This is a genomic window from Leucobacter chromiireducens subsp. chromiireducens (assembly GCF_016758255.1).
GTDB classification, from domain to species: Bacteria; Actinomycetota; Actinomycetes; order Actinomycetales; family Microbacteriaceae; genus Leucobacter; species Leucobacter chromiireducens.
The window spans coordinates 165,095-188,140 of the sequence record NZ_QYAD01000004.1 but is presented as its reverse complement, the minus strand read 5'-3'; the positions used below and the strand labels follow the sequence as shown (position 1 = coordinate 188,140).

Below are 23,046 nucleotides of genomic sequence, written 5' to 3'. Positions count from 1 at the left end.
GGGGGTTTCTTCCGTTATGCGTTCGTGACCTGGCTCTGGCGCGCCGCAGCGATGAACTGCCTGATGAGCTCGGGATCCTTGAGCCCAGGTGCCGACTCGACGCCGCTCGACACGTCGACTCCGCCGGGGTGTGCTGCGCGAATCGCCGCCGCCACATTTTCGGGTGCGAGCCCACCTGCGAGGACCCAGCTGGCGCCAAGGCGCTGGGGATCCAGCTGCGAGAGGTCCCACGTTTCGCCCGAGCCGGGCACGGCGCCGTCAACAAGGAGGCGCTCCTCCCCAAACTCTCCGGCGCGGAGCTCTGGGAAGTGCGCGAGCGACGCCGCGCGCCACACGCGAGGGATCACCCGCTGGGCCGCGGCAATGTCTGTGTGTGAGTATCGGCCGTGCAACTGGAGTACGTCGAAACCGAGATCGCGAGCAAGCTCCGCAGCCTCGCGCGCGGGCGTACGGCTCACCACGAGTACCGTGTCGATCCCGGTCGCGTGCGTGCTCGCTGCTGCCCGTGCCGCAGCAATAACGGCGAGCGCTTCTTCCGGCCTGGCGTTCCGAGGACTTCCCTCGCTCATCACCACGCCGACCGCATCGGCGCCGAGGCTCGCGGCGAGTGCGCCGTGCGCAGCGTCGCGGAGTCCACAGATCTTCACGTACATGGCGCTCCTCGGGCTTGGCGGCGGGCCCAGTCGAGCCCCCGGCCGCCCAGTGTACTGCGTTGAGCCCGGTGCGAACTGGTGTCGCACCGGGCTCAACCGCGCGCGTGCCGCCCCCGACACGCCCGCTGCGGGGTTTAGCGGCTCTGCGCCGTGATGAGCCCCGCGGTCTGCGTGCGCGCGGCAGCGAAGCGGCGTGCAACGTCCTCCCAGTTGACGACGTTCCAGAACGCCTTCACGTAGTCAGCACGGACGTTCTGGTAGTCGAGGTAGTACGCGTGCTCCCACACGTCGAGCTGCAGCAGCGGGGTGACGCCGAGGGGTGCGTTGCCCTGCTGGTCGAAGAGCTGGAACACCACCGGGCGAGCGCCGACGGAGTCCCATGCGAGCACCGACCAGCCGGAACCCTGGACGCCCATCGCGGTCGCCTCGAAGTGTGCGCGGAACGCCTCGATCGAGCCGAAGTTGCTGCCAATCGCCTCGGCGAGCTCTCCCGTGGGATCGCCGCCGCCGTTCGGAGACATGTTCTCCCAGAACACGCTGTGGTTGATGTGGCCACCGAGGTTGAACGCGAGGTCCTTTTCAAGCTTGTTCACCGCGGCGAGGTTGCCGCTCTCACGCGCCTCAGCAAGCTGCGCGAGCGCGGTGTTCGCGCCAGTGACGTAGGCCTGGTGGTGCTTCGAGTGGTGCAGCTCCATAATGCGCCCTGAAATGTGAGGTGCAAGTGCGGAGTAGTCGTAGGGCAGGTCGGGCAGGGTGTACTCGGTCATGGCCGGGTCCTTTCGATATGAGGAGGGTGAAGGTGCTGGCTCGATGCCCGCGGTGCGGAGCTAGAGCGCCGGGCCGAGCGCGTGGAACGCGCGGTCGCGGTAGATCAGTGGAGCTGCGGGTGCGCCCAGGTGCACGTCGAGCACCTGGGCGACGACAAGCGTCGACGCGCCCACTGCAACAGACTGGAGCGTGCGGCAGCGGAACGCCGCGCGCGTGTTCGGGAGGAACGGTTCGCCGGTGGGAAGGGTTTCCCAGCCCTGTTCTGCCGTGAAGCGTTCCGTGCCGCTCACCGCAAACAGCTGCGCCATTTCGAGCTGCGGCTCGTCGAGCAGATGCACCACATAGCTCGATGCTTGGAGGATGCCGCCGGCGCTCCCCGTTGCGCGAGTCACGGAGAAGGCGAGCGCTGCGGGATCGAGTCCCACCGAGGCGACGCTTGACGCGGTGAGGCCCACCGGTCCCTCGGGAGTCTGCGCGGTGATGAGCGCGATCCCGGCGGGGTGGGTGCGGAAGGCATCCTTGAAGCCGGCCGCGAGCGTTTCCGCGGTCGCAGCCGTTTCGGTGAGTGTTGCGGTGTTCATGTGCGCTCCTCTACAGCGGCTAGACGGTCGCGGCTTGCGGCGGCAGCGCGGCGATGATCGGGTGATCGAAGTTGTACATGCCGACTTTGGCCGCGCCACCGGGGGAGCCGATCTCGTCGAAGAACTCGACGTTGGCCTTGTAATAGTCGGACCACTCGCTCGGCAGATCGTCTTCGTAGTAGATCGCTTCGACGGGGCAGACGGGCTCGCAGGCGCCGCAGTCCACGCACTCATCCGGGTGGATGTAGAGCATGCGTTCGCCCTCGTAGATACAGTCCACGGGGCACTCGTCGATGCACGCGCGATCTTTGACGTCGACACAGGGGAGCGCAATCACGTAGGTCATGCGTGCAGTATGTTTCGCTTCGACATACCCACAACCGTAAAACCTCAAGTATGGTTGAGGTCAAGGAGGAGGTTGGGTTGAGTGAAGAATCTGCGGTGCCGAACGAGAAGACAACGTCGTCGGTGGGGCAACACGTCCCTGAAGAACTCCTCACGGTTGGCGAAATGAGCCGCCGCACGGGCGTCGCGGTGTCTGCCCTGCACTACTACGAACAGCTTGGACTTATCGCTTCGAGGCGCACCGCCGGAAACCAGCGGCGGTACCCCCGCTACATGCTTCGCCGTGTCGCGCTCGTGTCGGTGGCCAAGCGGCTCGGGATCCCACTCTCGGATGTGCAAGAGAGCTTTGCCGACGTGCCGCTTGAAACACCGCCCAGCCACGAGGACTGGCAGCGCGCCTCGCGGCGGTGGAAGAAGACGCTGGAGCAGCGCCGCAAGGGAATCGAGGAGCTCGAACGCGAGCTCACCGGTTGCATTGGGTGTGGCTGCCTCTCGATGAAGGCGTGCCGGCTCCTCAACCCCGATGATGAGCTCGGAGACAGCGGGGCTGGTGCCCTGCGCATTCGGGTCTAGCTCAGGATCCGCCGAGAGTGCCGCTCAGCCGCCCGTGCATGGCGCTCGTGCGAGGGTTCATTCCGGTGAGTTCGACGCTGATGCCTCTTCGTGCGTACCGGGTCTCGATCGCATCGATGGCGGCGACTGTCGAGGCGTCCCAGACGTGCGCGTCGCTGAGGTTGATGACCACTCGCGCGGGGTCTGCGCCGTAGGCAAAGCGGGTGGTCAGCTCGTTGCTCGACGCGAAGAAGAGCTCGCCGCGCACCGAATAATGTGCGGTCGCTTCGTCAGCCTCACCAGTGACTGTTCGGGTCACCTCCACCACGCTCGACACGCGGCGCACGAAAAGAACAGACGCCGCCACGACGCCCACGCCAACGCCAATGGCGAGGTTGTGGGTGAGCAGCACCGCCGCCACCGTGAGGACCATGACGGTCGTTTCGCTGCGCGGCAGGCGGCGGAGCGTCGCCGGGGTGATCGAGTGCCAGTCAAACGTGGCCACGGACACCGCGATCATGACGGCGACAAGAGCTGCCATCGGGATCGCAGCCACCACGTCCCCGAGCACGAGGACGAGGACGAGCAGGAACACGCCGGCAAGAAAAGTTGAGACGCGGGTGCGAGCGCCGGAGGCTTTAACATTCATCATGGTCTGTCCGACGACGGCGCAACCGCCCATGCCGCCGAAGCAGCCCGACATCAGATTGGCGACACCTTGCCCCCACGCCTCGCGTGTGCGACTCGTGCGCGTGTCAGTGATCTCGTCAACCAGTTGCGCGGTCATGAGCGATTCGAGGAGCCCCACGCAGGCCATTCCGAGTGCTGCCGGCCCGATGATCGCGAGTGTCTCCAGGTTCATCGGAACCGTCGGGAAGAAGAACTCCGGCAAGCTCCGGGGCAGTTCACCCTGATCGCCGACGGTGGGAACTGAGATCCCAATCGAAACAACCGCGAGGGTGACGAGCACAATCGCAATGAGCGGCGCGGGCACCGCTCGCGTGAAGCGGGGGAGCACTGCGAGCACGACCAATCCGCCCACCACGAGCGGGTACACCGCGAACGGGACATCAATCAGATGTGGCAGCTGCGCACCAAGCACGAGGAGTGCCAGCGCGTTGACAAAGCCCACCATCACACTGCGTGGAATGAAGCGCATGAAACGCGCGACGCCGAGCACCGCGAGCACGATCTGCAGGACCCCAGCGAGCAGCACCGTTGCAACGAAGTACTCAATGCCGTGATCACGCATGACCGGCGCGATCACGAGCGCGACTGCTCCGGTTGCTGCGGTAATCATTGCCGGGCGTCCCCCAACGAATGCGATCGTGACCGCCATGATGCAGGAAGAGAAAAGCCCCATGCGTGGATCGACTCCCGCGATCACCGAGAACGCGATCGCCTCCGGGATCAGCGCCAGTGCAACGACCAGACCCGCGAGCGCCTCGCGCGTGAGGATGCGAGGGGATCGCAGTGCCGCACCCACGGTCATGGGGCGCGAGGAAGCGAGCTGCGCGGAGTGGCTCGGCATGCACGGTCCTTTCAAATGGCGGTGTCGCGCCGTGTGTGCGCAGAGGGGCAGCGTATCGGAGGCGCGGGCCTGCGCGCCACGTGGGAGACTTGCCGCATGCGTGTCGAGGTGCTCACTATTCCAGATTGCCCAAACGGCGAGCTTGCCGTGCAGCGCACTCGCGCCGCGCTCGCCGAACTCGGAGCGGACCCGGCGACGCTGCGCGTCACCACACTGACGAGTGACGCTGCAGCGGCGAATGCCCCGTTCTCAGGGTCGCCCACCATCCTGCGAGACGGGGTCGACCTCTTCGCGGGGACGCGGGCGTCGGCGCTTGCGTGTCGCGTCTATCCTTCGGACGCGGGGCCGAGCGGGGCGCCGACCGCCCCGGAGATCGTGGCTGCCCTCCGCGCCCACTAGCATCTCGACGCGCACGTCATCAAGTGTTTGCTTGAGGTGGGCGGCGCCGGGCACGAAGCTTGTTGGATGGCCCGGCTTCCTCCTCACTTGACCCCGAGAGCTGCGGCGGGGTCGCCGGCGCCCTCTGCGGGTGCGCTGGGGGAGGTCTTTCGTGCGTTTCTCCGCCTCGGCCTCACATCGTTTGGTGGCCCCGTAGCGCACCTGGGCTACTTCCGGGAGGAGTTCGTAGCGCGACGCCGCTGGCTGAGCGATGCGGCGTACGCGGAGCTGCTCGCGCTCTGCCAGTTTGTGCCGGGGCCGGCCTCAAGCCAACTCGGGATCGCGATTGGCCTGCACCGAGCGGGCGCACTCGGCGGTCTCCTTGCCTGGCTCGGCTTCACGCTGCCGTCGGCGGTGCTGTTGGTCGGGCTTGCGGCGATGGGCACCGCACTTCCTTCGACGCAGGCCGTTCGCGGCGCACTGCTGGGCCTCCTGGCGGTGGCCGTCGTAGTGGTCGCGCATGCGGTCTGGGGGATGGCACGCAGCCTCGCGCCTGACAGCCAGCGTCGCGTGATTGCGCTCGTCGGCATGGTGCTCGCACTCTTGGTTCCGAGTGCGCTCGGCCAGGTGCTCGCGATTGCCTGCGGGGCAGCCGCCGGTCTTCTGTGGCTCCGCGATCGAGGAACATCGCGCGCGGCGGAGCGTGAAGATACGCGGAGCGCGGAGGCCGCCCAGGTTATCCCCGCCGAGCGGACCAGCTGGGCTCCCACACCGATTCCGGGGATCTGGGCAGTAACGCTTCTGTGCGCTCTGCTTGTGCTGCTGCCGCTGGCGGCGCTCATCTGGCGGAGTATCTGGCTCGGGATCGCCGATGCGTTCACGCGTGCAGGCGCGCTAGTGTTTGGCGGCGGGCACGTCGTGCTGCCGCTGCTCGGCGCTGAACCTGTTGTGGCGGCCGGCGTTGATCCTGAGCAGTTCATGGCGGGGTATGCCGCAGCGCAGGCAGTGCCCGGGCCGCTCTTCACTTTCGCGGCGGGGCTCGGGTTTGAGCTTGGCACGAACGCGGGGCTGGGGTGGGGTGCGCTGGGAGCTGCCGCCCTTGCGCTGGTGGCAGTGTTCCTGCCCGGGGTGCTGTGGCTGCTCGCGGCGCTGTCGGTGTGGGAGCGCTTGCGGGCGAGCACTCTCGCGCAGGCTGCACTGCGGGGCGCCAACGCAGCAGTGGTCGGCATCCTTGCGGCAGCGCTCGTGACTCCCGTCGTGCCCGCAGGGCTGACCGGTTGGGTATCACTCGGCATCGCGCTGCTCGCGATCATTCTTCTTCTCTGGCGCCGACCCGCGTGGCAGGTCGTGCTTGCCGGCGCCACTGTCGGAGCGCTTCTCGCCGCAGCAGGCCTGCCGCTCGGGTGGTGAGCCCGCGTGCCGGGGTGAAACCGCGCCGCGAGTGTGCCTAGGATGAAGGGGTGCCTCCGCGTCGCAAGTTTCCTGTGTCGAGTTCGGCGAAGACCCGCGCCCGCTACGCCAAGCGGCGGCAGCGGCGCCTCTCGCGTGTAGTGAATGATCTGTCCGCTGCCGAGTGGGGTGAACTCCGTGCAGCTTGGGGCGGTTGTGCCTACTGCGGCGTCACGGAGTCAGCGCTGCAGAAAGACTGTATTCAGCCGATCTCGCGCGGCGGCCGCTACACCCTCGAGAACGTGGTTCCTGCCTGCGCGTCCTGCAACGCGAGTAAGCACACCAATGAGGTCACCGCGTGGCTGCGCAAGAAGAAGCTCGATGAGCGCACCTTCCTGCAGCGCTACTCGGAGATCATGTCTGGCTTGGCGGAGCCGGGGGAGTAGTCGAAAAGAGACCCGCCTGAGGCGGGTCACCCGGGGACGGCGCCTCCGCCGGGAGCTCACGCTGGATCTCCCGGATCTCCGCTGCGCGCGCAGCTTCCGGGTGGAACACATTGTCGAACGCGCTCACGGTGCCTGAGAGTACGGATCCGTCCCGAGTGCGGCGACTGCGATCGATACGCCAGACCGTGACGAGCAGTGCGATGACGCCCGCGGCGATGAGCACGGTGATCACTTCACTCTGTGTCACGAAGGCTCCCAGTGCGTCTGCGATGATCGTCAAGCTCAAACTCGATGAGGCCGGCGATGAGTGCGCGGTACGCGCCCTCAACAACATCTGGTGCCGCGCCCACTCCCTCGGCGAGGTCGCGCACGCGTGCGATGACCCGCTGGGCCCGGTCCGGTGCGCGAACATCGCTCTCGGTGGACTTCAACCTGCCTGCCGCGACCACCCAACGCTGTCGTTCGGCGATCAACGAAACAATCTTTTGGTCGATCGCGTCAATGTGCGCGCGTACGTCCGGGAGTGTCAGCTCAGCCGAGGTGTGGTCCATGCTGGCAAGGGTAGCCGGAAAACAAGAAAGCCCCCGGTGAAAACCGGGGGCTTGTTCTGTGCGCGATACTGGGATCGAACCAGTGACCTCTTCCGTGTCAGGGAAGCGCGCTACCGCTGCGCCAATCGCGCCTAAAAGGCTATTGAATTATAGCGAGGTGGCGACGGGATTCGAACCCGTGTATACGGCTTTGCAGGCCGCTGCCTCGCCTCTCGGCCACGCCACCGTATGGTGTTGCCACCTATTCAAATAAGCAATCAAGTAAATACTGACTACCAGAGCGGATGACGAGACTCGAACTCGCGACCCTCACCTTGGCAAGGTGATGCGCTACCAACTGCGCTACATCCGCATGTTCACGGTGTTTGTTTCTGTGTTGCTGCCGTGTACTTGTATGACTATACGGGGGTTTTGTGGGGGTGCGCAAATTGGGCCCGTATGCCCGGGCGCGCCGCGGCTCTACGTAAGGGATCTCGGGGGTTTCTCGTCATTTTCGGCATTCTTGGACCCGGGCCGCTACCTCGGCGGTTACTGTGGACACATGGTGAAGGCACAGCGTTCTGGTCTCAGGCGCGGCCTGTGCCTCGTTGCTGTTCTGCTCGTTGCGCTCGGCCTGATCCTGGCGGTCACCTTCCGTCAGCAGGTGAAGGACCATTTCGCGGCGGTCTCGTTCGATCCCGATCCGAGCGTGGAGCGTGTGCTGCATGATCTCGATCTCACGGATACGGGGGAGCGCGTCTTTCTGGCGACGCATCCCACTATTGATGGAAGTCAGCACTTCAATACGCAGTGCGCGGGCGTGGACCACTCCGAGCAGGGGCACGTGCTCGGGTGTTACACCCATGATCAGATCCATCTCTTTGACGTCACGGATGATCGCCTCTCTGGCGTCGTGGAGGTGACGGCCGCGCACGAGCTCTTGCATGCCACCTTCGCGCGCATGGGAGATGGGGATCGCTCGGCGCTCAGCGCAAAGCTCCGGCAGGAGTACGACCGCCGTGCTGGGGATGATCCCGCGCTGAAGGAGCGCATGTCGGTGTACGAGCACCTGTCCGAAGCCTCCTTTGTGAACGAGCTGCACTCGGTGTTGGGCACTGAGGTGCGCGAGCTGCCAGATTGGCTCGAAGAGCACTATGCACAGTGGTTCGTTGACCGAGCCGACATTGTTGATGCGTTCGCCACCTACCACGCAGTGTTCGTGGACCTCCAGCAGCAGGCGGACGAGCTCCGCGCGGAGATGGAGACGCTCCGTGCTGATGTGGAGGCGCGGAAGAAGGACTACGTGTCCGCGGTCGAGCAGTTCAACGCCGACGCGGCGGAGTTCAGTGTGCGCAATGACCGCTATGAATTCTCGGGCGACCCCGCGGGCTTCGATCAGGTGCGCGGTGAGCTTGAGTGGCGACGGGGTGACCTTGAGTCGACTCGAGCGGGCATCCAAGCAGATGTGGATCGCTACAACGCGCTGCGGGATCAGCTCACTGCGCTCAGTGAGGTGAGCACTGAGCTCGACGACCAGCTGAATAGCGACCTCGCTCCCGTGACGACACGCCCGGATCAGGAGTGAGGGATCCCCGAGATTACGCGGGAAACGGCGGGGTCGCGCGGCACTCGCGAGAAGCCGTGTAATATCGATCAGGTTGATGCAGATCCGCAAGGAAATGCGAAACGGGCGATTGGCGCAGTTGGTAGCGCGCTTCCTTCACACGGAAGAGGTCATCAGTTCGAGTCTGGTATCGCCCACCAAAATGCCTGACGGGAACATGTCACATCAGTAGATGTTGGATGTTCCCGTTTTGCTTTTCTGGGGCCTCGTGCGTTCCTGGGGTTTCTCTTGGTGCCGGTGAGCGTGCAGAAAGCAGTACCCCCGGAGACATGCTCTCGCAGAGACCTTCCGGGGTCTTCGCTCGGCGCGGTACTACAGGAGGTGCGACGGTGACCGGGGGCTGCACGCATGCGTCCCAGCTCGCCAAGGCGCTCTCAGCCGAGCGGCTGGCACCTTACCTCCGAGCGGCGACCGGCAGCTTCGCTGAATTAGGCGGCGCCTGGAATGATGGCGAGCATGCTGAAGATGATTGCTCAGGACTTCATTCGGGAAGACGCCGTACACATCGTGCTCCCGTTGTACGAAGAGCTCGTTGAGCTGACGCGGCGCGAGCCGCTCAACATCTCCTACGAGCTGTACGTTGACGAGACTGATCCTGGACACTTCGTTTTCGTCGAAGAATGGCCCGATCGCGCCGCCCTCGACGCGCACTGCGCTACCGAACACTTCCGGCGGCTCGTCCCGCTGATCGACGCGCACCAGCGTGCCGCGAACACCTACCTTCAGATGCGCCCAGCGTTCGGGTAACCCGGCTCGACTGCAGAAGGCTCGTGCATGCGCGACCCCTCAGAGAAGAGCGCGCCGAGCCTGCGGGCACCCTCAGCGAACTGCGCTGGAGTGCCCGCACCAAACGAGAACCGCAGGTGTGGGGCAGGCGGTTCGTCAACGAAGAAGTGTCGGCCGTTGCCTACGAGGACCCCGTTGTCTTCCGCCGCCGCGCACACCGCATCGGTATCTGTGCCGAAGGGGAGCCGCGCCCAGACGTGCAGCCCGCCGCGCGGGGGAGCCGCGATGCGGGCCTGCGGAAGCGACTCGCGTAGTGCGGCCAGCAGAGCATCACGCCGCATCGCAAGCGACTGCGCGAGGCGGGAGAGATGGCGTGGCCACGCACTCGAGGTGAGGAGGCTGAGCGCGACCTCCTGGATGAGTGGCGCGACGCCGAGATCCTCCGCGGTGCGCGACGCGCGCAGGCGTGCCGCCGCGGGACCGCGCGCGACGAGCGCGCCGAGCCTGAGCCCTGGCGATGCTGGTTTCGACAGGGTGAGCACTGAGACGACATGCCCATCCAGTGCCGCGGTGAAGAGCGGAGGCGGTGTCTGCGCCTCGATGCCCAAATGCCGCGCCCAATCGTCCTCGATGATGAACGCGCCGTACTGAGCGGCGAGCTCGAGCACGCGGGCGCGACGCTCGGCGCTGAGGGTTGCGCCCGTGGGGTTTGCGAATCCCGGCTGCAGATAGATGAGTCGCGCACGGCTCCGCCGGAGCTCCTCTTCTAGGCGGTCAACGAGAATCCCGTTTGCATCGGTGGGGACGGGGGCGAGCCGCAGCCCCGCGCTCTGGGCCGCGATGAGGGCGCCGGGATAGCTCGGGCTCTCGGTGATGAGTGTGGCACCCGGCTCGGAGAGCGTGCGCATGGCGAAAACGAGCGCCTGCTGGCCACCCGGCGTGACGATCACCTCGTTCGGGTCGGCGCGATACGGCGCAGCGACGACGCGACGGAGCTCGGGTGATCCCGTCGGTGGCGTCATCGCCCAGGACCGCGCCTGCTTCGCGGCGCGAGAGGCGAGCCTGTGCAACTCTTCTGCGGGAAGCAGCTCGGGCGCGAGATACCCCCAGGACAGCGGCAGGTGATCGGCGCTGCCGTATCCGCCCAGACGCGCGGCTCGATCGGGATCCACGCGTGCACTGCCGAGCGCCTGGTTCTGCCAGGAGAAGTCTGGTTCGCGCGTTTCGCCCACTCCAACCGCGAACGTGCCGCGGCCGGGCTCTGCGCGGACCAGGCCCAGCGCGCTGAGTTCGGCGAGCGCAGCAGACACGGTCGCTGCACTGGCGCTGAATTCCTGCGAGAGCGCTCGAACTCCAGGCAGCCGGGTCTCTGGTGCGAGACCTGCGATGCGCGGACGCAGGCGCGCAGCAATCTCGGCAGCTCTGTTATCCTGAATCATGAAGCTAGTCAATAACGTTACTCAGTTTTGTGCAACTGCGTTACGCCCCGCGCGAGGGCCGCCGGTGCCAGCGATCCCAATCTCGGATCATCTCCCCACCCCGAGCCGCGCCGTGCTCATCCACCAGATATATGAAGGACCAGCTTTGTCGAATCACTCGCACACCACCGTTCGTTTTCTCGCTCCCGCTGACGAGCCGCGCTGGCGCGCGCTCTTCCGCGCGTACCGCGAGTTCTACCGCCTCCCCGAATCGGAGGAGGTGGTGTCCCGCGCGTGGGGGTGGATGATGGATCCCCGCCACGAGTGCAACGCCCTTGTTGCCGAGGCGGACGGCGAAGTGCTCGGCTTCGCGCACCACCGACGGTTCTCTGCGCCCTACACCGGGACCACGCACCTCTTCCTGGACGACCTCTTTACCGATCCGGCCGTCCGTGGTCGCGGCGTGGGCCGTGCGCTCATCACTCGCCTGCGTGAAATGGCTGCCGCGGAGGGGCGGGCCGGGGTGCAGTGGGTTACCGCGGCAGATAACCACCAGGCGCAGGCCCTCTACAACACGCTCGCCACGCCCGCGAGCTGGATCACCTACGATGCCGAGCCGCTTCCCCGAGCGGCGGAGTAGTCGTCGACACGTTGCCTGACGGGTCGCGTGTCACGCCGTGTGCGGGGCGCGCGACCCGGGTGCATGCGTTCCCCGGATCCTGCGCGATAGAATTGCCGGGTCCGGTTTCTCTTTTCGAAGGAGTGTGCCCACGTGGCCGATGGCTTCTCCCTGTTCACTGATCGTTCCATTGTCGCAATGCGCGTCAATGGCGAGCTGCGCGACCTCGCGACCGAGGTTACGGAGACGGACACGGTGGAGCCCGTCGCAATCGACACGGAAGACGGGCTGAACATCCTCCGCCACTCGGCGGCACACGTGCTCGCCCAGGCCGTGCAGCGCATCAATCCGGAGACCACCCTCGGCATTGGCCCGCCCATCACCGATGGGTTCTACTACGACTTCGATCCGGCTGAGCCCTTCACCCCCGAGGATCTGAAGGCGATCTCTAGCGAGATGCAGAAGATCGTGAAGCAGGGCCAGCGCTTCGTTCGCCGCGTGGTGACCGAGGATGAGGCCCGCGCCGAGCTCGCGAACGAGCCCTACAAGCTCGAGCTCGTTGGCCTCAAGGGCGGTGCCGATTCGGGCAGCGACAACGAGAGCGTCGAGGTGGGTGGCGCCGAGCTGACCATCTACGACAACGTCGACCCGAAGACCGGTGAGGTCTGCTGGAAGGACCTCTGCCGCGGCCCGCACGTGCCGAACACCCGCATGCTGGGGAATGGTTGGGCCTTGATGCGCAGCGCTGGTGCGTACTGGCGTGGCAGCGAGGCGAACCCGATGCTGCAGCGCATCTACGGCACTGCGTGGCCCACGAAGGATGAGCTGCGCGCGTACCAGACTCGCCTGGAGGAGGCCGCGAAGCGCGACCATCGCAAGCTGGGCGTCGAGCTCGACCTCTTCTCGTTTCCCGACGAAATCGGCTCGGGGCTCGCGGTGTTCCACCCGAAGGGCGGCATCATCCGCCACGAGATCGAGAACTTCATGCGCTCGGAGCTGCTGAAGAACGGCTACGAGGTGGTGAACAGCCCCCACATCACGAAGGGCTCCCTCTTCGAGACCAGCCAGCACCTCAACTGGTACAAGGACGGCATGTTCCCGGCGATGCACCTCGACGAGGTCGTCGACGCCGAGGGCAACGTGACGAAGCAGGGTCAGGACTACTACCTGAAGCCCATGAACTGCCCGTTCCACAACCTCATCTTCCGCGCCCGTTCGCGCAGCTACCGCGAGCTGCCGCTGCGCCTCGCGGAGTTCGGCACGGTCTACCGGTACGAGAAGAGCGGCACGCTCTCCGGCCTTACCCGCGTGCGCGGACTCACGCAGGATGATGCGCACATCTACGTCACAGACGAGCAGGTGAAGGACGAGATCAAGACCCAGCTCGAGTTCGTCTTCGACACGCTGCGCGCCTACGGCCTGAATGACTTCTACCTCGAGCTCTCCACCCGGGATCCCGAGAAGTCGGTCGGTACCGAGGAGCAGTGGGCCGAGGCTGAGCAGACGCTGCGCGAGGTCGGCGAGGAATCGGGCCTCGAGCTGGTCGCCGATCCCGGTGGGGCGGCGTTCTATGGTCCGAAGATTTCCGTGCAAGCGCGCGACGCCATTGGGCGCACCTGGCAGCTCTCCACCGTGCAGCTCGACTTCAACCAGCCCGAGCTGTTTGAACTCGAGTACGCGGCAGCCGATGGCACGCGCAAGCAGCCCGTCATGATCCACCGTGCACTGCTCGGCTCCGTTGAGCGCTTCTTCGCGATCCTGCTCGAGCATTACGCTGGCGCGTTCCCCGTGTGGCTCTCGCCCACGCAGGTGGTCGGCATCCCCGTCGCGGAGCAGTACGGCGAATACCTCGACGGTGTGATCGCAGAACTGCGTAAGCGCGGCGTGCGTGCCGAGGTCGATCACTCTGACGACCGGATGCCGAAGAAGATTCGCACCCACACGAAGGGCAAGATCCCGTTCCAGCTGATCGCTGGTGAAGAGGATCGCGCCGCGGGCGCCGTGTCGTTCCGCTTCCGCGACGGCACGCAGCTGAACGGTGTGCCGGTCGCCGAGGCAATCGAGCGGATCGTGGGCTCGATCGAGTCGCATGAGCAGGTGTCGACGGCGTGGACCGCGTAGAAGACCTTTCGACCACCGCAGCGGTGGGCACCCCGGACGAGATGGATCGTCTGTGGGTGCCCCACCGCATGGTGTACGTAAAGGATCACCACCAGCCGACGCAACACGATTGCCCGTTCTGCGAGGCGCCCGAAAAGGGTGATGAGGACGCGCTTATCGTTGCGCGGGGCGAAACCGCGTACGTGATCCTGAATCTGTTTCCGTACAACAACGGGCACATGCTCGTGTGCCCGTACCGGCACATCGCGAGCTACGACGAGGCAACGCCCGCCGAGGTGGCGGAGATTGGCGCGCTCACGCAGCGCGCCATGCGTGTTGCCTGCGAGGTCATGGGCTGCGACGGTTTCAACCTCGGCATGAACCAGGGTGCGATCGCGGGGGCCGGCGTCGCCGCCCACCTGCACCAGCACATCGTGCCGCGATGGGCGTCGGATGCAAACTTCTTCCCGATTATCGCGAAGACCAAGGCGCTGCCCCAGCTGCTGGGCGAGGTCCGAGAGAAGCTCGCCACGGCGTGGGCAGACCCTCCGGACGGAGTGCAGCCCGAGTAGCGACACGCGGATCGGGCGGACGCAATGGCGGTGGGAATCGAATGGTTCTCGGCCGCGCTCGCACAGATTTCAACAGACTGACACACGGAAGGAGTCCGATCATGTCCGGACACTCCAAATGGGCAACCACAAAGCACAAGAAGGCGATCCTTGATTCGCGTCGAGCGAAGGCTTTCGCGAAGTACATCAAGGTAATTGAGGTTGCGGCCCGTATCGGCGGCCCGGACCTCGCGGGCAACCCTGCCCTCGCCGATGCGGTGCACAAAGCCAAGAAGAACTCCGTTCCCGGCGACAACATCGATCGCGCGATCAAGCGCGGTGCCGGGCTCGATGGCGATGCCGTTGAGTACACGACGATCATGTACGAAGGCTATGGCCCCAACGGTGTCGCGCTGATGATCGAGTGCCTTACCGACAACAAGAACCGCGCTGCCGCAGAGGTGCGCACCGCGCTGAACCGAAACGGCGGCACGCTTGCTGACCCCGGTTCCGTTGCGTACAACTTCGCGCGCAAGGGCGTCATTTCTGTTCCCGCGGAGGGGACGACTGAGGATGACGTACTGATGGCCGTGCTCGAGGCCGGCGCCGAGGAGGTCACCCCCGCGCCGAACGGCGAGTCTTTCGAGGTGCTCACTGAGCCGTCAGAATTGGTTGCCGCCCGCACCGCGCTCGTTGACGCGGGAATCGACTACGACTCGGCCGACGCTGAGTTCGTGCCGAGTCTCAAGGTGGAGATCGACGCCGATACGGCACGCAAGGTCTTCCGCCTTATCGACGCGCTCGAAGACAGCGACGATGTGCAGAACGTGTTCTCGAACTTCGACCTGACCCCCGAGGTGCAGGCCGAGCTCGCAGAAGACGAGTAACACCATCTCATCAGCGGCGCCCCGACCCATGCGCATCATCGGAATCGACCCCGGCCTCACCCGCTGCGGCGTCGGCATCGTGACCGCAGGGACGGGGCGCCGCGTTGAGTTTTCGCACGTTGAGGTACTGGGCAGCCCCGCTGGCGCCAGCCTGCCTGCACGCTTGCACCAGATCGGCTCAGGGATCCGACGGCTGCTCGATGGAGAGCGCCCCGATGGGATCGCACTCGAGCGTGTCTTTGCGCAAAGCAACGTCGCGAGCGTCATGGGCGTCGCGCAGATCAGCGGGGTCGTCATGTACCTGGCTGAAGAGCGTGGGATCCCGGTGGCGCTCTACACCCCGAACGAAGTGAAGTCTCAAGTGACCGGCTACGGCGCTGCCGACAAGGCGCAGGTCACCACGATGGTCACCCGACTGCTCGGCCTCGCGGCACCGCCGAAGCCCGCCGACGCGGCTGACGCGCTCGCCCTCGCCATTACTCACGCCTGGCACCTGGGGCGTGGTGGCGCGGCCGACCGCCAAGGGAAGGGCGTTGCGCCGGCGGGGGAGACCCCGGCCCAGCGCGCGTGGCGCGAGGCCGAGGCGAAACTCGGTCGTCGGCGAAGCGGGCCCCGCGCGTAGCCTCCGAGCGAGGAACAGCTACTCGCGTCGGTCTTCCGGCGGGCACTCCCGCGGGTCTTCGCCCGGGCCGGGACGCATGTCCCACAGCGGGTCTGGCTTCACCTCTGGGCTTGCTCCCGTGGAGTGTGAGCGCGCGGCCCCGCTCGCGGTTCCGAAGTCATCGACCTCGCCAAGATCGGTCACATCCGCGAGGTGCGAGAGATCGATGGGCAGCGTGATCGCGCCGGTCGTGAGCGCCTCTTCGATGACCTGCTCCACCTGGCGCTGTCGGCGCAGTTGGATTCGGCTGAGCGCGCGCTGCTCGGGAAGACTCCACCCGAAGCGCACGGCGAGCAACCGCAGGATCGCTGTGACGATGACACACACAACGCCCGCAACCATCACGGGAACCCCGAGGGCGAGGAGCACCGCGAGCGTCGCGACGCCGACGAGACTTGCGACCGCGTAGAGCGAGCCGACGTGCATGAGAGCGATCGGAATGTTGAGCATCACGTCACGGAGCACGCCGCCACCCACCGCGGAGACGGTGCCGATGAAGAGCGCCGGGATCACGGGCATTCCCATGGCGAGCGCCTTTGTCGTGCCGATCGCGCCGAACATCCCGATGCTTAGCGCGTCGAGCACGGTGATCACCGGGTCGACCTTCTGGAGGAGACGCGGCAGCAGCATGCCGACGAACGCCGCGAGCGTTGCGACGACCAGATACAGGTTTTCGGAGAACGCGGCGGGGGTGACGCCGAGCAGAATGTCGCGGAGGAAGCCGCCGCCGATGCCCGACGCGATGCCGATGATCGCTACGCCGAGGAGATCAATGCGCTTGAAGCCTGCGGCGAACAGCGCACCCTGCAGACTGCCCACGCCGACCGCGATGAGATCGATGGGGAGCGGGGTACGGAACGTCTCGTCAAGCACACATCTATTCTCCTGCATCCCCCGGGATGGCGCCTGCTGAGCCTCCCAGCCGCGCTGCGCGGAGTCCGTTCGCGATCACCACGACCTCAGCGATCTCGTGCACCAGCACAACTCCGCCGAGGCTGAGTACGCCACTCAGAGCGAGCGGGACAAGAACGGCAATGATCCCAATCGAGAGGACGATGTTCTGTGTCATGATGCCGCGGCTCCGCTTGGCGTGCGCGAGCATGATCGGGATCGCCGAAAGCGTGTGCCCGGCGAGAGCCACATCCGCCGCTTCAACGGCCGCGGCCGAGCCCGCAGTCCCCAGCGCGATACCGACGGTCGCCGTCGCGAGTGCGGGGGCGTCGTTCATGCCGTCACCCACCATAGCGGTCGGCGCGTCTTCGCTCAGTGTGCGAACCGCGGCTGCCTTGTCGGCGGGGAGCTGTTCCGCCCGCACATCGGTGATGCCGGCCGCGTCGCCCAGTGCGCGGGCGGTACGCGCGTTGTCGCCAGTCAGCATGAGGGTGCGCAGGCCCTGCGCGGTGAGCTGTCGTACGGTGCGCGCAGCGTCCGCTCGAAGTTCGTCGCGCACCCCGATCACGCCTACCGGGGCGCCCGCACGCTCGACCACGACTACGGTCATCCCGTCGGCGGCGAGCTCGTCCGTGCGTTCCGCGAGCGCACCGGGGGAGATCCAACGGCTGCTGCCGACGCGGACTGCGACCCCATCGACCATGCCTGCAACGCCCTGCCCAGGGTGCTCGCGCACTGCCGTGGCCGGGAGCGCATGTGGCACTGCGGCTGCGAATGCCGCCGCGAGCGGGTGTCCGCTGTCGCGCTCCACCGCAGCCGCCCACGACAGCACCTGTTCTGGAACTCTGCCCTCGGCCGCGTGACAGGCGACGATGCGCGGGGTTCCGGCGGTGAGCGTTCCGGTCTTGTCGAATGCGATCGTGCGAATCCCACCCAGCCGTTCGAACGCGGAGCCGGAAGTCACCACGATGCCGAGCCGGGCGAGCGCGCCAATGGCGCTGATCACGGTGACGGGGACCGAGATGGCGAGGGCGCAGGGGGAAGCAGCAACCAGCACGATGAGTGCTCGCTCGAGCCACGCTCGTGGATCGTCTGACCAGAGTCCCAGAATTGCCACCACCGCGGCCAGCCCGAGAATTGTTGGAACGAGGGGGCGCGCAATGCGATCGGCCAGCCGTGCGCGTTCACCCTTCTGGGCTTGTGCTTCACGCACCAGCGTGACCGTGTGGGTGAGGGAACTGTCGCTTCCCGGCGCGGTTGCGGTGAGACGCAGTGCACCGCTGTTGTTCAGGCTGCCCGCAAGCAGGGCGTCACCCGGCCCGACGGCCACCGGGATGGACTCGCCCGTCACTGCTGAAGCGTCGACGGTGGAGTTGCCTGACTCGATGACCGCGTCCGTGGGCACCCGGTCGCCTGCTCTGAGCAATATGAGGTCGCCGACGCGCAGCTGGGCAACAGGCACTTCGCGCGCCTCGCCTGCCGCGACAATGTACGTCGTTTCGGGGAGCAATGTGAGGAGTGTGTAGACCCCGTCGCGTGCGTGACGCATCGCGCGGTGCTCAAGTGCCTCCGCGAATGCGAAGAGAAAAGCAAGCATGGCGGCCTCTGCGAGCTGCCCGAGCGCGATCGCCCCAACCGCGGCGATGGTCATGAGGAGCCCGATAGTGAGGACTCCGCTGCCCAGCTTCCGGAGTGCGCGCGGCGTGAACGTCGAGCCACCGAGCGCGACCGCGACGAGGAAGGCTGCCTCCGATGCGATCTTGAATCCAAGGAACTCGATTGCCACGCCAACAATCAGCGTGAGCCCGGCCGCGAGCGGCACGAGCATCGTGGGATCACGCCACCAGCTGGGCTGTGTGGGCGATCGTGGCTTCTTCTCTGCTGTGGGTGAGGGAGTGCAGCAGTCCTCGCTCACGCGTTCGTTCCGGTCTGCGCGTCACAGCCCGGCACCGAACACGTGGGGTCAATGCAGGGGACGCGCTCATCGACGTTCAGTGTGACCTCGACCAGCGCCCGGAATGCGGCAGCGAGGTGCGGGTCAGCGAGTTCATACCGCGTCTTTCGTCCCTCCGGTGTCGCGGTGACAATGCCGCACCCGCGGAGGCAGGTGAGGTGGTTGGAGACATTCGTGCGCGTGATGTCCAGCGCGCGGGCAAGCTCGGCCGGGTATCCGGGGTGTTCGAGGAGAGCGAGCAAAATTCGAGAACGCGTGGGGTCGGCCATGGCGCGGCCCAGGCGATTCATCGCGTCGACACGATCAGGAATGGTCAGCATGTGATGACCATACAGTGAATGCTGACCAATTGCGAGCCTGTGGGGCCTGGCGTACGGCGCGAGTGTCAGCGGGGTGCGCGATACTGGGGGAGTGCCCCTCTATCGTGAACAAGGTGTGGTGCTTCGCACGCACAAGCTCGGCGAAGCCGACCGCATCGTCACGTTCCTGACCCGTGGTCGCGGCGTGCTGCGCGCCGTCGCGAAGGGGGTGCGACGCACGTCGTCGAAGTTCGGCGCGCGGCTTGAGCCGTTCATGGTGGCCGACCTCCAGTGCTTCGAGGGCCGAACACTCGACACGATTACGCAGGCCGAGACTGTGGGAGCCTACGGGCCAGCAATCAGCGCAGATTACGAGCGATACCGCGCGGGAAGCGCGATGGTCGAGGCCGCCGAAAAACTCGCGGAGGGCGAGCCGACGCAGGCGTTCTACACGCTCCTGGTGGGCGCGCTCCGCACGCTTGCGGCGGGCAAGATCCCAAGCGAACTCGTGCGCGATGGATACCTGCTCCGCGCACTTGCGCAGGCCGGTTGGACCCCGGGGTTTGTGGACTGCGTGCGCTGCGGGGCCCCGGGCCCTCACACCGCGGTCGTCGTGCAACTCGGCGGCGTGGTGTGCGAGGAATGCCGCCCGCCGGGCGCGCCCCGCCTGGACCCCGGCAGCATCACGCTCTTGCAGGCGCTCCTCGCGGGCGACTGGGAGACAGCGCTGGCCGCCTCCGAGCGCGAGCGCGGCCAGGCGGCAGGCATCGTCGCGGCGTACACGCAGTGGCACCTCGAGCGTGGCCTGCGCTCCTTCTCCACACCGCGGCTTTAGAATCGGAACCATGTTCTCTGCCCCCGACGCACTCGTACCGGTTGATTGGACAGGGGTCGAGCCGCCCCGCTTCGCGGGCCCCGCCCCGAAGCACGTTGCCATCGTGATGGACGGCAACGGACGCTGGGCGAATCAGCGCGGCCTGTCCCGCGTTGAGGGGCACCGCATGGGCGAGCAGGTGCTGCTCGACGTGGTGGCTGGCGCGATCCAGGCGGGGGTGACACACCTCAGCGTCTACGCGTTCTCCACGGAGAACTGGCGGCGCTCGCCCGATGAGGTCCGCTTCCTGATGGGCTTCAACCGAGACGTGCTGCGCCGCCGTCGCGCCCAGCTCCACTCTTGGAATGTGCGCATGCGCTGGGCCGGGCGCAAGCCCAAGCTCTGGGGGTCGGTGATCAGCGAGCTGCGCGCATCCGAGCGGGAAACCGCAAACAACACCGGCCTCACTCTCACGATGTGCGTGAACTATGGCGGACGCAACGAGCTCGTGGACGCGGTACGCGCCATCGCCGCGGACGTCGAGAGCGGCCGGCTCACCCCGGGCGGCATCACGGAGCGCACCCTCGAACGCCACTTGTATGTGCCGGAGCTGCCCGACGTGGACCTCTTCCTGCGCAGCTCGGGCGAACAGCGCACCAGCAACTTCATGCTCTGGCAGTCCGCCTACGCGGAGATGGTATTCCTCGACACCCTGTGGCCGGATTTCAGCCGCGAGGAGCTGTGGCGCGCGATCCAGATCTATCATGCGCGGGATCGGCGCTTCGGTGGGGCTGTGGATACGCCGACTGCGGACTCCTGAACGTGAGAGAATAGGCAGGATATGACTGCCCAGACCCTTCCCGACTCCCGGCTTCGCATCGGGCCGCTCACGCTCGACGTGCCCGTGGTGCTCGCCCCGATGGCCGGAATCACGAACACCGCCTTCCGGCGCCTGTGCCGCGAGTACGGCGCTGGCCTGTACGTGAGCGAGATGATCACCAGCCGTGCGCTCGTCGAGCGCACGCCCGCGTCGCTGCGTCTCATCAAGCATCACGAGAGCGAGACGCCGCGCTCCATCCAGCTCTACGGGGTCGACCCGAAGACGGTGTCTGAAGCGGTGCGCTTCCTGGTGGATCAGGACCTCGCGGATCACATCGATCTGAACTTTGGTTGCCCTGTGCCGAAGGTGACGCGGAAGGGCGGCGGCTCCGCGCTGCCATGGAAGCGCGACCTGTTCGAGGCCATCGTCACCGGCGCGGTGAAGGCGGCGGGCGATATCCCGCTGACGATCAAGATGCGCAAGGGCATCGATCAGGATCACCTCACGTACCTGGATGCCGCGCGCGCGGCGGAGGGTGCCGGCGTTGCCGCGATCGCCCTGCATGGTCGCACGGCGAACGAGTTCTACTCGGGCGAGGCCGACTGGTCGTCGATTGCGACCCTCAAGGAGACGATTACGAGTGTGCCGATCCTCGGCAACGGTGACATCTGGTCCGCGGAAGACGCGATTCGGATGGTGCGCGAGACCGGTTGCGACGGCGTGGTGGTCGGGCGCGGCTGCCTCGGTCGCCCGTGGCTCTTCGGGGATCTCGCCGCGGCGTTCCGCGCCGAGGCTGGCGAGCTCAGCTGGGACGAAGCGGAGGCCGCGATCGCGAAACCGCCGCTCGGCTTCGTGATGGAGGCGATGCGCCGCCATACCGAACTGCTCATCGAATTCTTCGACGGCGAGGAGGATCGTGCCTGCCGCGATATTCGCAAGCACGTCGCCTGGTACTACAAGGGCTACGGCGTGGGAGGCGACACACGCCGCGCACTCGCGACGGTCGAGTCACTTGCGCAGATGGATGAGATCTTCGCGACGATGGACGCCGCGATGCCGTACCCCGGTGAGGGTGCGGAGGGGCAGCGCGGCAGAGCGGGTTCGCCGAAGCGCGTGCACCTGCCCGATGGCTGGCTGAAGAGCCGCACGAGCGAGGGTATTGACTTCGCAGACCTTGCTGAGGCTGAGCGGGACGATTCGGGTGGCTGAGGCGCTGCCCGAGGGGTACAGCGCTGAGGACGCAGAGCGCTTCGCACCGGAGACCCACGGTGGCGCACGTTCCGATTTTGCGCGGGATCGTGCGCGTGTGCTGCATTCGAGCGCCTGGCGCCGCTTGGCGGCAAAGACGCAGGTGCTCAGTCCCACCGCGGGAATCGATTTCGCGCGGAATCGGCTGACGCACTCGCTCGAGGTCGCGCAGATTGGCCGTGAGCTTGCTGTTGCGCTCGGGCTCGCGCAAGACGTCGTAGATACCGCGTGCCTCGCGCACGATCTGGGCCACCCACCGTTTGGGCACAATGGGGAGAAAGCCCTGAACGCTTGGGCGGCCGACGCGGGCGGCTTCGAGGGCAATGCGCAGACGCTGCGCCTGCTCACCCGACTCGAGCCGAAGCGCTTCGCAGCTGATGGCTCGAGCCTGGGGCTGAACCTCACCCGTGCCACCCTCGACGCGAGCTGCAAGTACCCGTGGAGCCTCGCCGAGGCTGAGCCGGGCAGCGTGAAGTTCGGCTACTTCGCGGATGACGAGCCCGTGTTCGCCTGGCTGCGCCAGGGCGCTCCGGCTCGGGTGAAGTGTGCCGAGGCGCAGGTCATGGATCTCTCGGACGATATTGCGTACTCCGTGCATGACTTTGAGGACGCCGTCGTGAGCGAGTACATCGATCCTGAGATCCTCACCGCGCGCTCGGGGCACGACTCGCTCATTCGCGCTGTCTCAGAGTGGGCCGGTGGGTCGTTCTCTAGTGATGAGCTCGGCGCGGCGTACGACCGCATCGCGGAGACCGACACCTGGCTGACTCGGTGGGACGGCTCGCGTGGCCACCAAGCGCAGCTGAAGAACTTCACGAGCGACATGATTGGCCGCTTCGCCCGCGCATCAATCACGGCGACTCTCGCGGAGGCCGATGGTCGGCCGCTCGCCCGCTACGGCTCCGGCGTCGTCGTGCCTGCCGAGATCCGCGCCGAGATTGCCGTCCTCAAGGGCATCGTGGCGGCCTTCGTGATGGCGAGTGGGCGCCGCCAGCCGACGTATCGCCGCCAGCGTGATCTGCTCACCGAGCTGCTCGAAGCGCTGTGGGCGGCGGGGGAGCGTTCGCTCGAGCCCGCGTTCGCGGCTGACTTCCGCGCCGCGACCGACGAGGCGGGGGCGCGACGCGCGGTCGTCGACCAGGTGGCGTCGCTCACGGATCAGGCCGCGATCGCCTGGCACAAGGAACATTGCGACATTCCCCTCGTGTGACGCGCCGAAAGGCGCGAGCTCAGTGAAGTGGGCCCCGCGCGCTCCGCCTGT

Annotated in this window: 26 protein-coding genes and 4 tRNA genes; 16 read left to right on the top strand and 14 right to left on the bottom strand. The window is 66.4% G+C overall.

Going from position 1 to position 23,046, the window contains the following annotated elements:
• Positions 1 to 14: 14 nt before the first annotated feature.
• The 4 genes from D3226_RS11885 to fdxA all read right to left on the bottom strand — a co-directional run bounded on the left by D3226_RS11885 (position 15) and on the right by fdxA (position 2,348).
• Complete coding sequence (locus D3226_RS11885) at positions 15 to 653, bottom strand: phosphoribosylanthranilate isomerase (protein WP_202382811.1); 639 nt, start codon at positions 651 to 653, stop codon at positions 15 to 17.
• A gap of 134 nt (positions 654 to 787) precedes the next feature.
• On the bottom strand, positions 788 to 1,420 hold the full coding sequence (locus tag D3226_RS11880) for a superoxide dismutase (RefSeq protein ID WP_202382810.1): 633 nt from the start codon (positions 1,418 to 1,420) through the stop codon (positions 788 to 790).
• 60 nt (positions 1,421 to 1,480) lie between these two features.
• Positions 1,481 to 2,002 carry a flavin reductase family protein gene (locus tag D3226_RS11875; protein WP_202382809.1) on the bottom strand — a complete coding sequence of 174 codons (522 nt, stop codon included), beginning with the start codon at positions 2,000 to 2,002 and terminating at the stop codon, positions 1,481 to 1,483.
• A gap of 19 nt (positions 2,003 to 2,021) precedes the next feature.
• A complete protein-coding gene (gene fdxA, locus D3226_RS11870; protein WP_202382808.1) occupies positions 2,022 to 2,348 on the bottom strand; it encodes a ferredoxin in 327 nt (108 codons plus the stop codon).
• A gap of 77 nt (positions 2,349 to 2,425) precedes the next feature.
• Here fdxA and soxR point away from each other — a divergent pair, with 77 nt between their 5' ends.
• Positions 2,426 to 2,920, top strand: coding sequence for a redox-sensitive transcriptional activator SoxR (gene soxR / locus D3226_RS11865; protein WP_272928932.1), 495 nt, complete (start codon positions 2,426 to 2,428; stop codon positions 2,918 to 2,920).
• Between the two features lies 1 nt (position 2,921).
• Here the strand turns inward: soxR and D3226_RS11860 are convergent, their stop codons facing one another.
• Positions 2,922 to 4,430, bottom strand: coding sequence for a SulP family inorganic anion transporter (locus D3226_RS11860; protein WP_202382806.1), 1,509 nt, complete (start codon positions 4,428 to 4,430; stop codon positions 2,922 to 2,924).
• A 96-nt stretch (positions 4,431 to 4,526) separates the two neighbouring features.
• Here D3226_RS11860 and D3226_RS11855 point away from each other — a divergent pair, with 96 nt between their 5' ends.
• The 3 genes from D3226_RS11855 to D3226_RS11845 all read left to right on the top strand — a co-directional run bounded on the left by D3226_RS11855 (position 4,527) and on the right by D3226_RS11845 (position 6,643).
• Positions 4,527 to 4,829 (top strand): hypothetical protein, encoded by a 303-nt coding sequence (locus D3226_RS11855; RefSeq protein WP_202382805.1) that lies wholly within the window; start codon positions 4,527 to 4,529, stop codon positions 4,827 to 4,829.
• Between the two features lie 87 nt (positions 4,830 to 4,916).
• On the top strand, positions 4,917 to 6,218 hold the full coding sequence (gene chrA, locus D3226_RS11850) for a chromate efflux transporter (protein WP_237462800.1): 1,302 nt from the start codon (positions 4,917 to 4,919) through the stop codon (positions 6,216 to 6,218).
• Positions 6,219 to 6,268: 50 nt separating this feature from the next.
• Entirely contained in the window at positions 6,269 to 6,643 is a 375-nt protein-coding gene (locus D3226_RS11845) for an HNH endonuclease (RefSeq protein ID WP_202382803.1), read from the top strand.
• On the opposite strand, the gene D3226_RS11840 is transcribed toward D3226_RS11845, so the two are convergent.
• The 5 genes from D3226_RS11840 to D3226_RS11820 form a co-directional block, all read right to left on the bottom strand.
• The gene (locus tag D3226_RS11840) at positions 6,612 to 6,890 is read right to left on the bottom strand and encodes a hypothetical protein (RefSeq protein WP_202382802.1); all 279 of its coding nucleotides are present in this window, start codon (positions 6,888 to 6,890) and stop codon (positions 6,612 to 6,614) included. The genes D3226_RS11845 and D3226_RS11840 overlap by 32 nt on opposite strands.
• Positions 6,877 to 7,194 carry a chorismate mutase gene (locus D3226_RS11835; RefSeq protein WP_202382801.1) on the bottom strand — a complete coding sequence of 106 codons (318 nt, stop codon included), beginning with the start codon at positions 7,192 to 7,194 and terminating at the stop codon, positions 6,877 to 6,879. Before D3226_RS11835 ends, D3226_RS11840 begins: the two co-directional genes overlap by 14 nt.
• Before the next feature lie 59 nt (positions 7,195 to 7,253).
• A tRNA-Val gene (locus D3226_RS11830) sits at positions 7,254 to 7,325 on the bottom strand.
• A 24-nt stretch (positions 7,326 to 7,349) separates the two neighbouring features.
• Positions 7,350 to 7,420, bottom strand: a tRNA-Cys gene (locus tag D3226_RS11825).
• Between the two features lie 53 nt (positions 7,421 to 7,473).
• Positions 7,474 to 7,546, bottom strand: a tRNA-Gly gene (locus tag D3226_RS11820).
• A gap of 189 nt (positions 7,547 to 7,735) precedes the next feature.
• On the opposite strand from D3226_RS11820, the gene D3226_RS11815 reads away from it, so the two are divergent.
• The 3 genes from D3226_RS11815 (at position 7,736) to D3226_RS11805 (ending at position 9,544) form a co-directional block, all read left to right on the top strand.
• On the top strand, positions 7,736 to 8,758 hold the full coding sequence (locus tag D3226_RS11815) for a hypothetical protein (protein WP_202382800.1): 1,023 nt from the start codon (positions 7,736 to 7,738) through the stop codon (positions 8,756 to 8,758).
• Positions 8,759 to 8,861: 103 nt separating this feature from the next.
• Positions 8,862 to 8,937: transfer RNA gene (locus tag D3226_RS11810), tRNA-Val, on the top strand.
• Positions 8,938 to 9,253: 316 nt separating this feature from the next.
• Entirely contained in the window at positions 9,254 to 9,544 is a 291-nt protein-coding gene (locus D3226_RS11805) for a putative quinol monooxygenase (RefSeq protein WP_202382799.1), read from the top strand.
• On the opposite strand, the gene D3226_RS11800 is transcribed toward D3226_RS11805, so the two are convergent.
• Positions 9,520 to 10,962, bottom strand: a complete 1,443-nt coding sequence (locus D3226_RS11800; RefSeq protein WP_202382798.1) for an aminotransferase-like domain-containing protein — start codon at positions 10,960 to 10,962, stop codon at positions 9,520 to 9,522. The genes D3226_RS11805 and D3226_RS11800 overlap by 25 nt on opposite strands.
• Before the next feature lie 145 nt (positions 10,963 to 11,107).
• On the opposite strand from D3226_RS11800, the gene D3226_RS11795 reads away from it, so the two are divergent.
• The 5 genes from D3226_RS11795 (at position 11,108) to ruvC (ending at position 15,720) form a co-directional block, all read left to right on the top strand.
• A complete protein-coding gene (locus tag D3226_RS11795) occupies positions 11,108 to 11,581 on the top strand; it encodes a GNAT family N-acetyltransferase (RefSeq protein WP_202382797.1) in 474 nt (157 codons plus the stop codon).
• A gap of 132 nt (positions 11,582 to 11,713) precedes the next feature.
• A complete protein-coding gene (gene thrS, locus D3226_RS11790) occupies positions 11,714 to 13,681 on the top strand; it encodes a threonine--tRNA ligase (RefSeq protein WP_202382796.1) in 1,968 nt (655 codons plus the stop codon).
• Positions 13,669 to 14,232, top strand: coding sequence for an HIT family protein (locus tag D3226_RS11785; RefSeq protein WP_420029096.1), 564 nt, complete (start codon positions 13,669 to 13,671; stop codon positions 14,230 to 14,232). Before thrS ends, D3226_RS11785 begins: the two co-directional genes overlap by 13 nt.
• Positions 14,233 to 14,333: 101 nt before the next feature.
• Positions 14,334 to 15,098: a YebC/PmpR family DNA-binding transcriptional regulator gene (locus D3226_RS11780; RefSeq protein WP_202382795.1), complete on the top strand. Its 765-nt coding sequence runs from the start codon at positions 14,334 to 14,336 to the stop codon at positions 15,096 to 15,098.
• 28 nt (positions 15,099 to 15,126) lie between these two features.
• Complete coding sequence (gene ruvC, locus D3226_RS11775) at positions 15,127 to 15,720, top strand: crossover junction endodeoxyribonuclease RuvC (RefSeq protein WP_202382794.1); 594 nt, start codon at positions 15,127 to 15,129, stop codon at positions 15,718 to 15,720.
• An 18-nt stretch (positions 15,721 to 15,738) separates the two neighbouring features.
• On the opposite strand, the gene D3226_RS11770 is transcribed toward ruvC, so the two are convergent.
• From D3226_RS11770 to cmtR, 3 genes are read right to left on the bottom strand one after another with little or no spacing between them, the layout of a single operon-like run.
• Positions 15,739 to 16,632 carry a trimeric intracellular cation channel family protein gene (locus tag D3226_RS11770; protein WP_337248985.1) on the bottom strand — a complete coding sequence of 298 codons (894 nt, stop codon included), beginning with the start codon at positions 16,630 to 16,632 and terminating at the stop codon, positions 15,739 to 15,741.
• A 4-nt stretch (positions 16,633 to 16,636) separates the two neighbouring features.
• Positions 16,637 to 18,565, bottom strand: a complete 1,929-nt coding sequence (locus D3226_RS11765) for a heavy metal translocating P-type ATPase (RefSeq protein ID WP_202382793.1) — start codon at positions 18,563 to 18,565, stop codon at positions 16,637 to 16,639.
• Complete coding sequence (cmtR, locus tag D3226_RS11760) at positions 18,562 to 18,924, bottom strand: Cd(II)/Pb(II)-sensing metalloregulatory transcriptional regulator CmtR (protein WP_202382792.1); 363 nt, start codon at positions 18,922 to 18,924, stop codon at positions 18,562 to 18,564. Before cmtR ends, D3226_RS11765 begins: the two co-directional genes overlap by 4 nt.
• A gap of 91 nt (positions 18,925 to 19,015) precedes the next feature.
• Here cmtR and recO point away from each other — a divergent pair, with 91 nt between their 5' ends.
• The 4 genes from recO to D3226_RS11740 are packed head-to-tail and all read left to right on the top strand — an operon-like array spanning position 19,016 to position 22,995.
• Positions 19,016 to 19,738 (top strand): DNA repair protein RecO, encoded by a 723-nt coding sequence (recO, locus tag D3226_RS11755; RefSeq protein ID WP_202382791.1) that lies wholly within the window; start codon positions 19,016 to 19,018, stop codon positions 19,736 to 19,738.
• Positions 19,739 to 19,748: 10 nt separating this feature from the next.
• Complete coding sequence (locus tag D3226_RS11750; RefSeq protein WP_202382790.1) at positions 19,749 to 20,537, top strand: isoprenyl transferase; 789 nt, start codon at positions 19,749 to 19,751, stop codon at positions 20,535 to 20,537.
• A 21-nt stretch (positions 20,538 to 20,558) separates the two neighbouring features.
• Positions 20,559 to 21,746 carry a tRNA dihydrouridine synthase DusB gene (gene dusB / locus D3226_RS11745; protein WP_202382789.1) on the top strand — a complete coding sequence of 396 codons (1,188 nt, stop codon included), beginning with the start codon at positions 20,559 to 20,561 and terminating at the stop codon, positions 21,744 to 21,746.
• Positions 21,739 to 22,995: a deoxyguanosinetriphosphate triphosphohydrolase gene (locus tag D3226_RS11740; RefSeq protein WP_202382983.1), complete on the top strand. Its 1,257-nt coding sequence runs from the start codon at positions 21,739 to 21,741 to the stop codon at positions 22,993 to 22,995. Before dusB ends, D3226_RS11740 begins: the two co-directional genes overlap by 8 nt.
• The last annotated feature ends 51 nt before the right edge of the window (positions 22,996 to 23,046 follow it).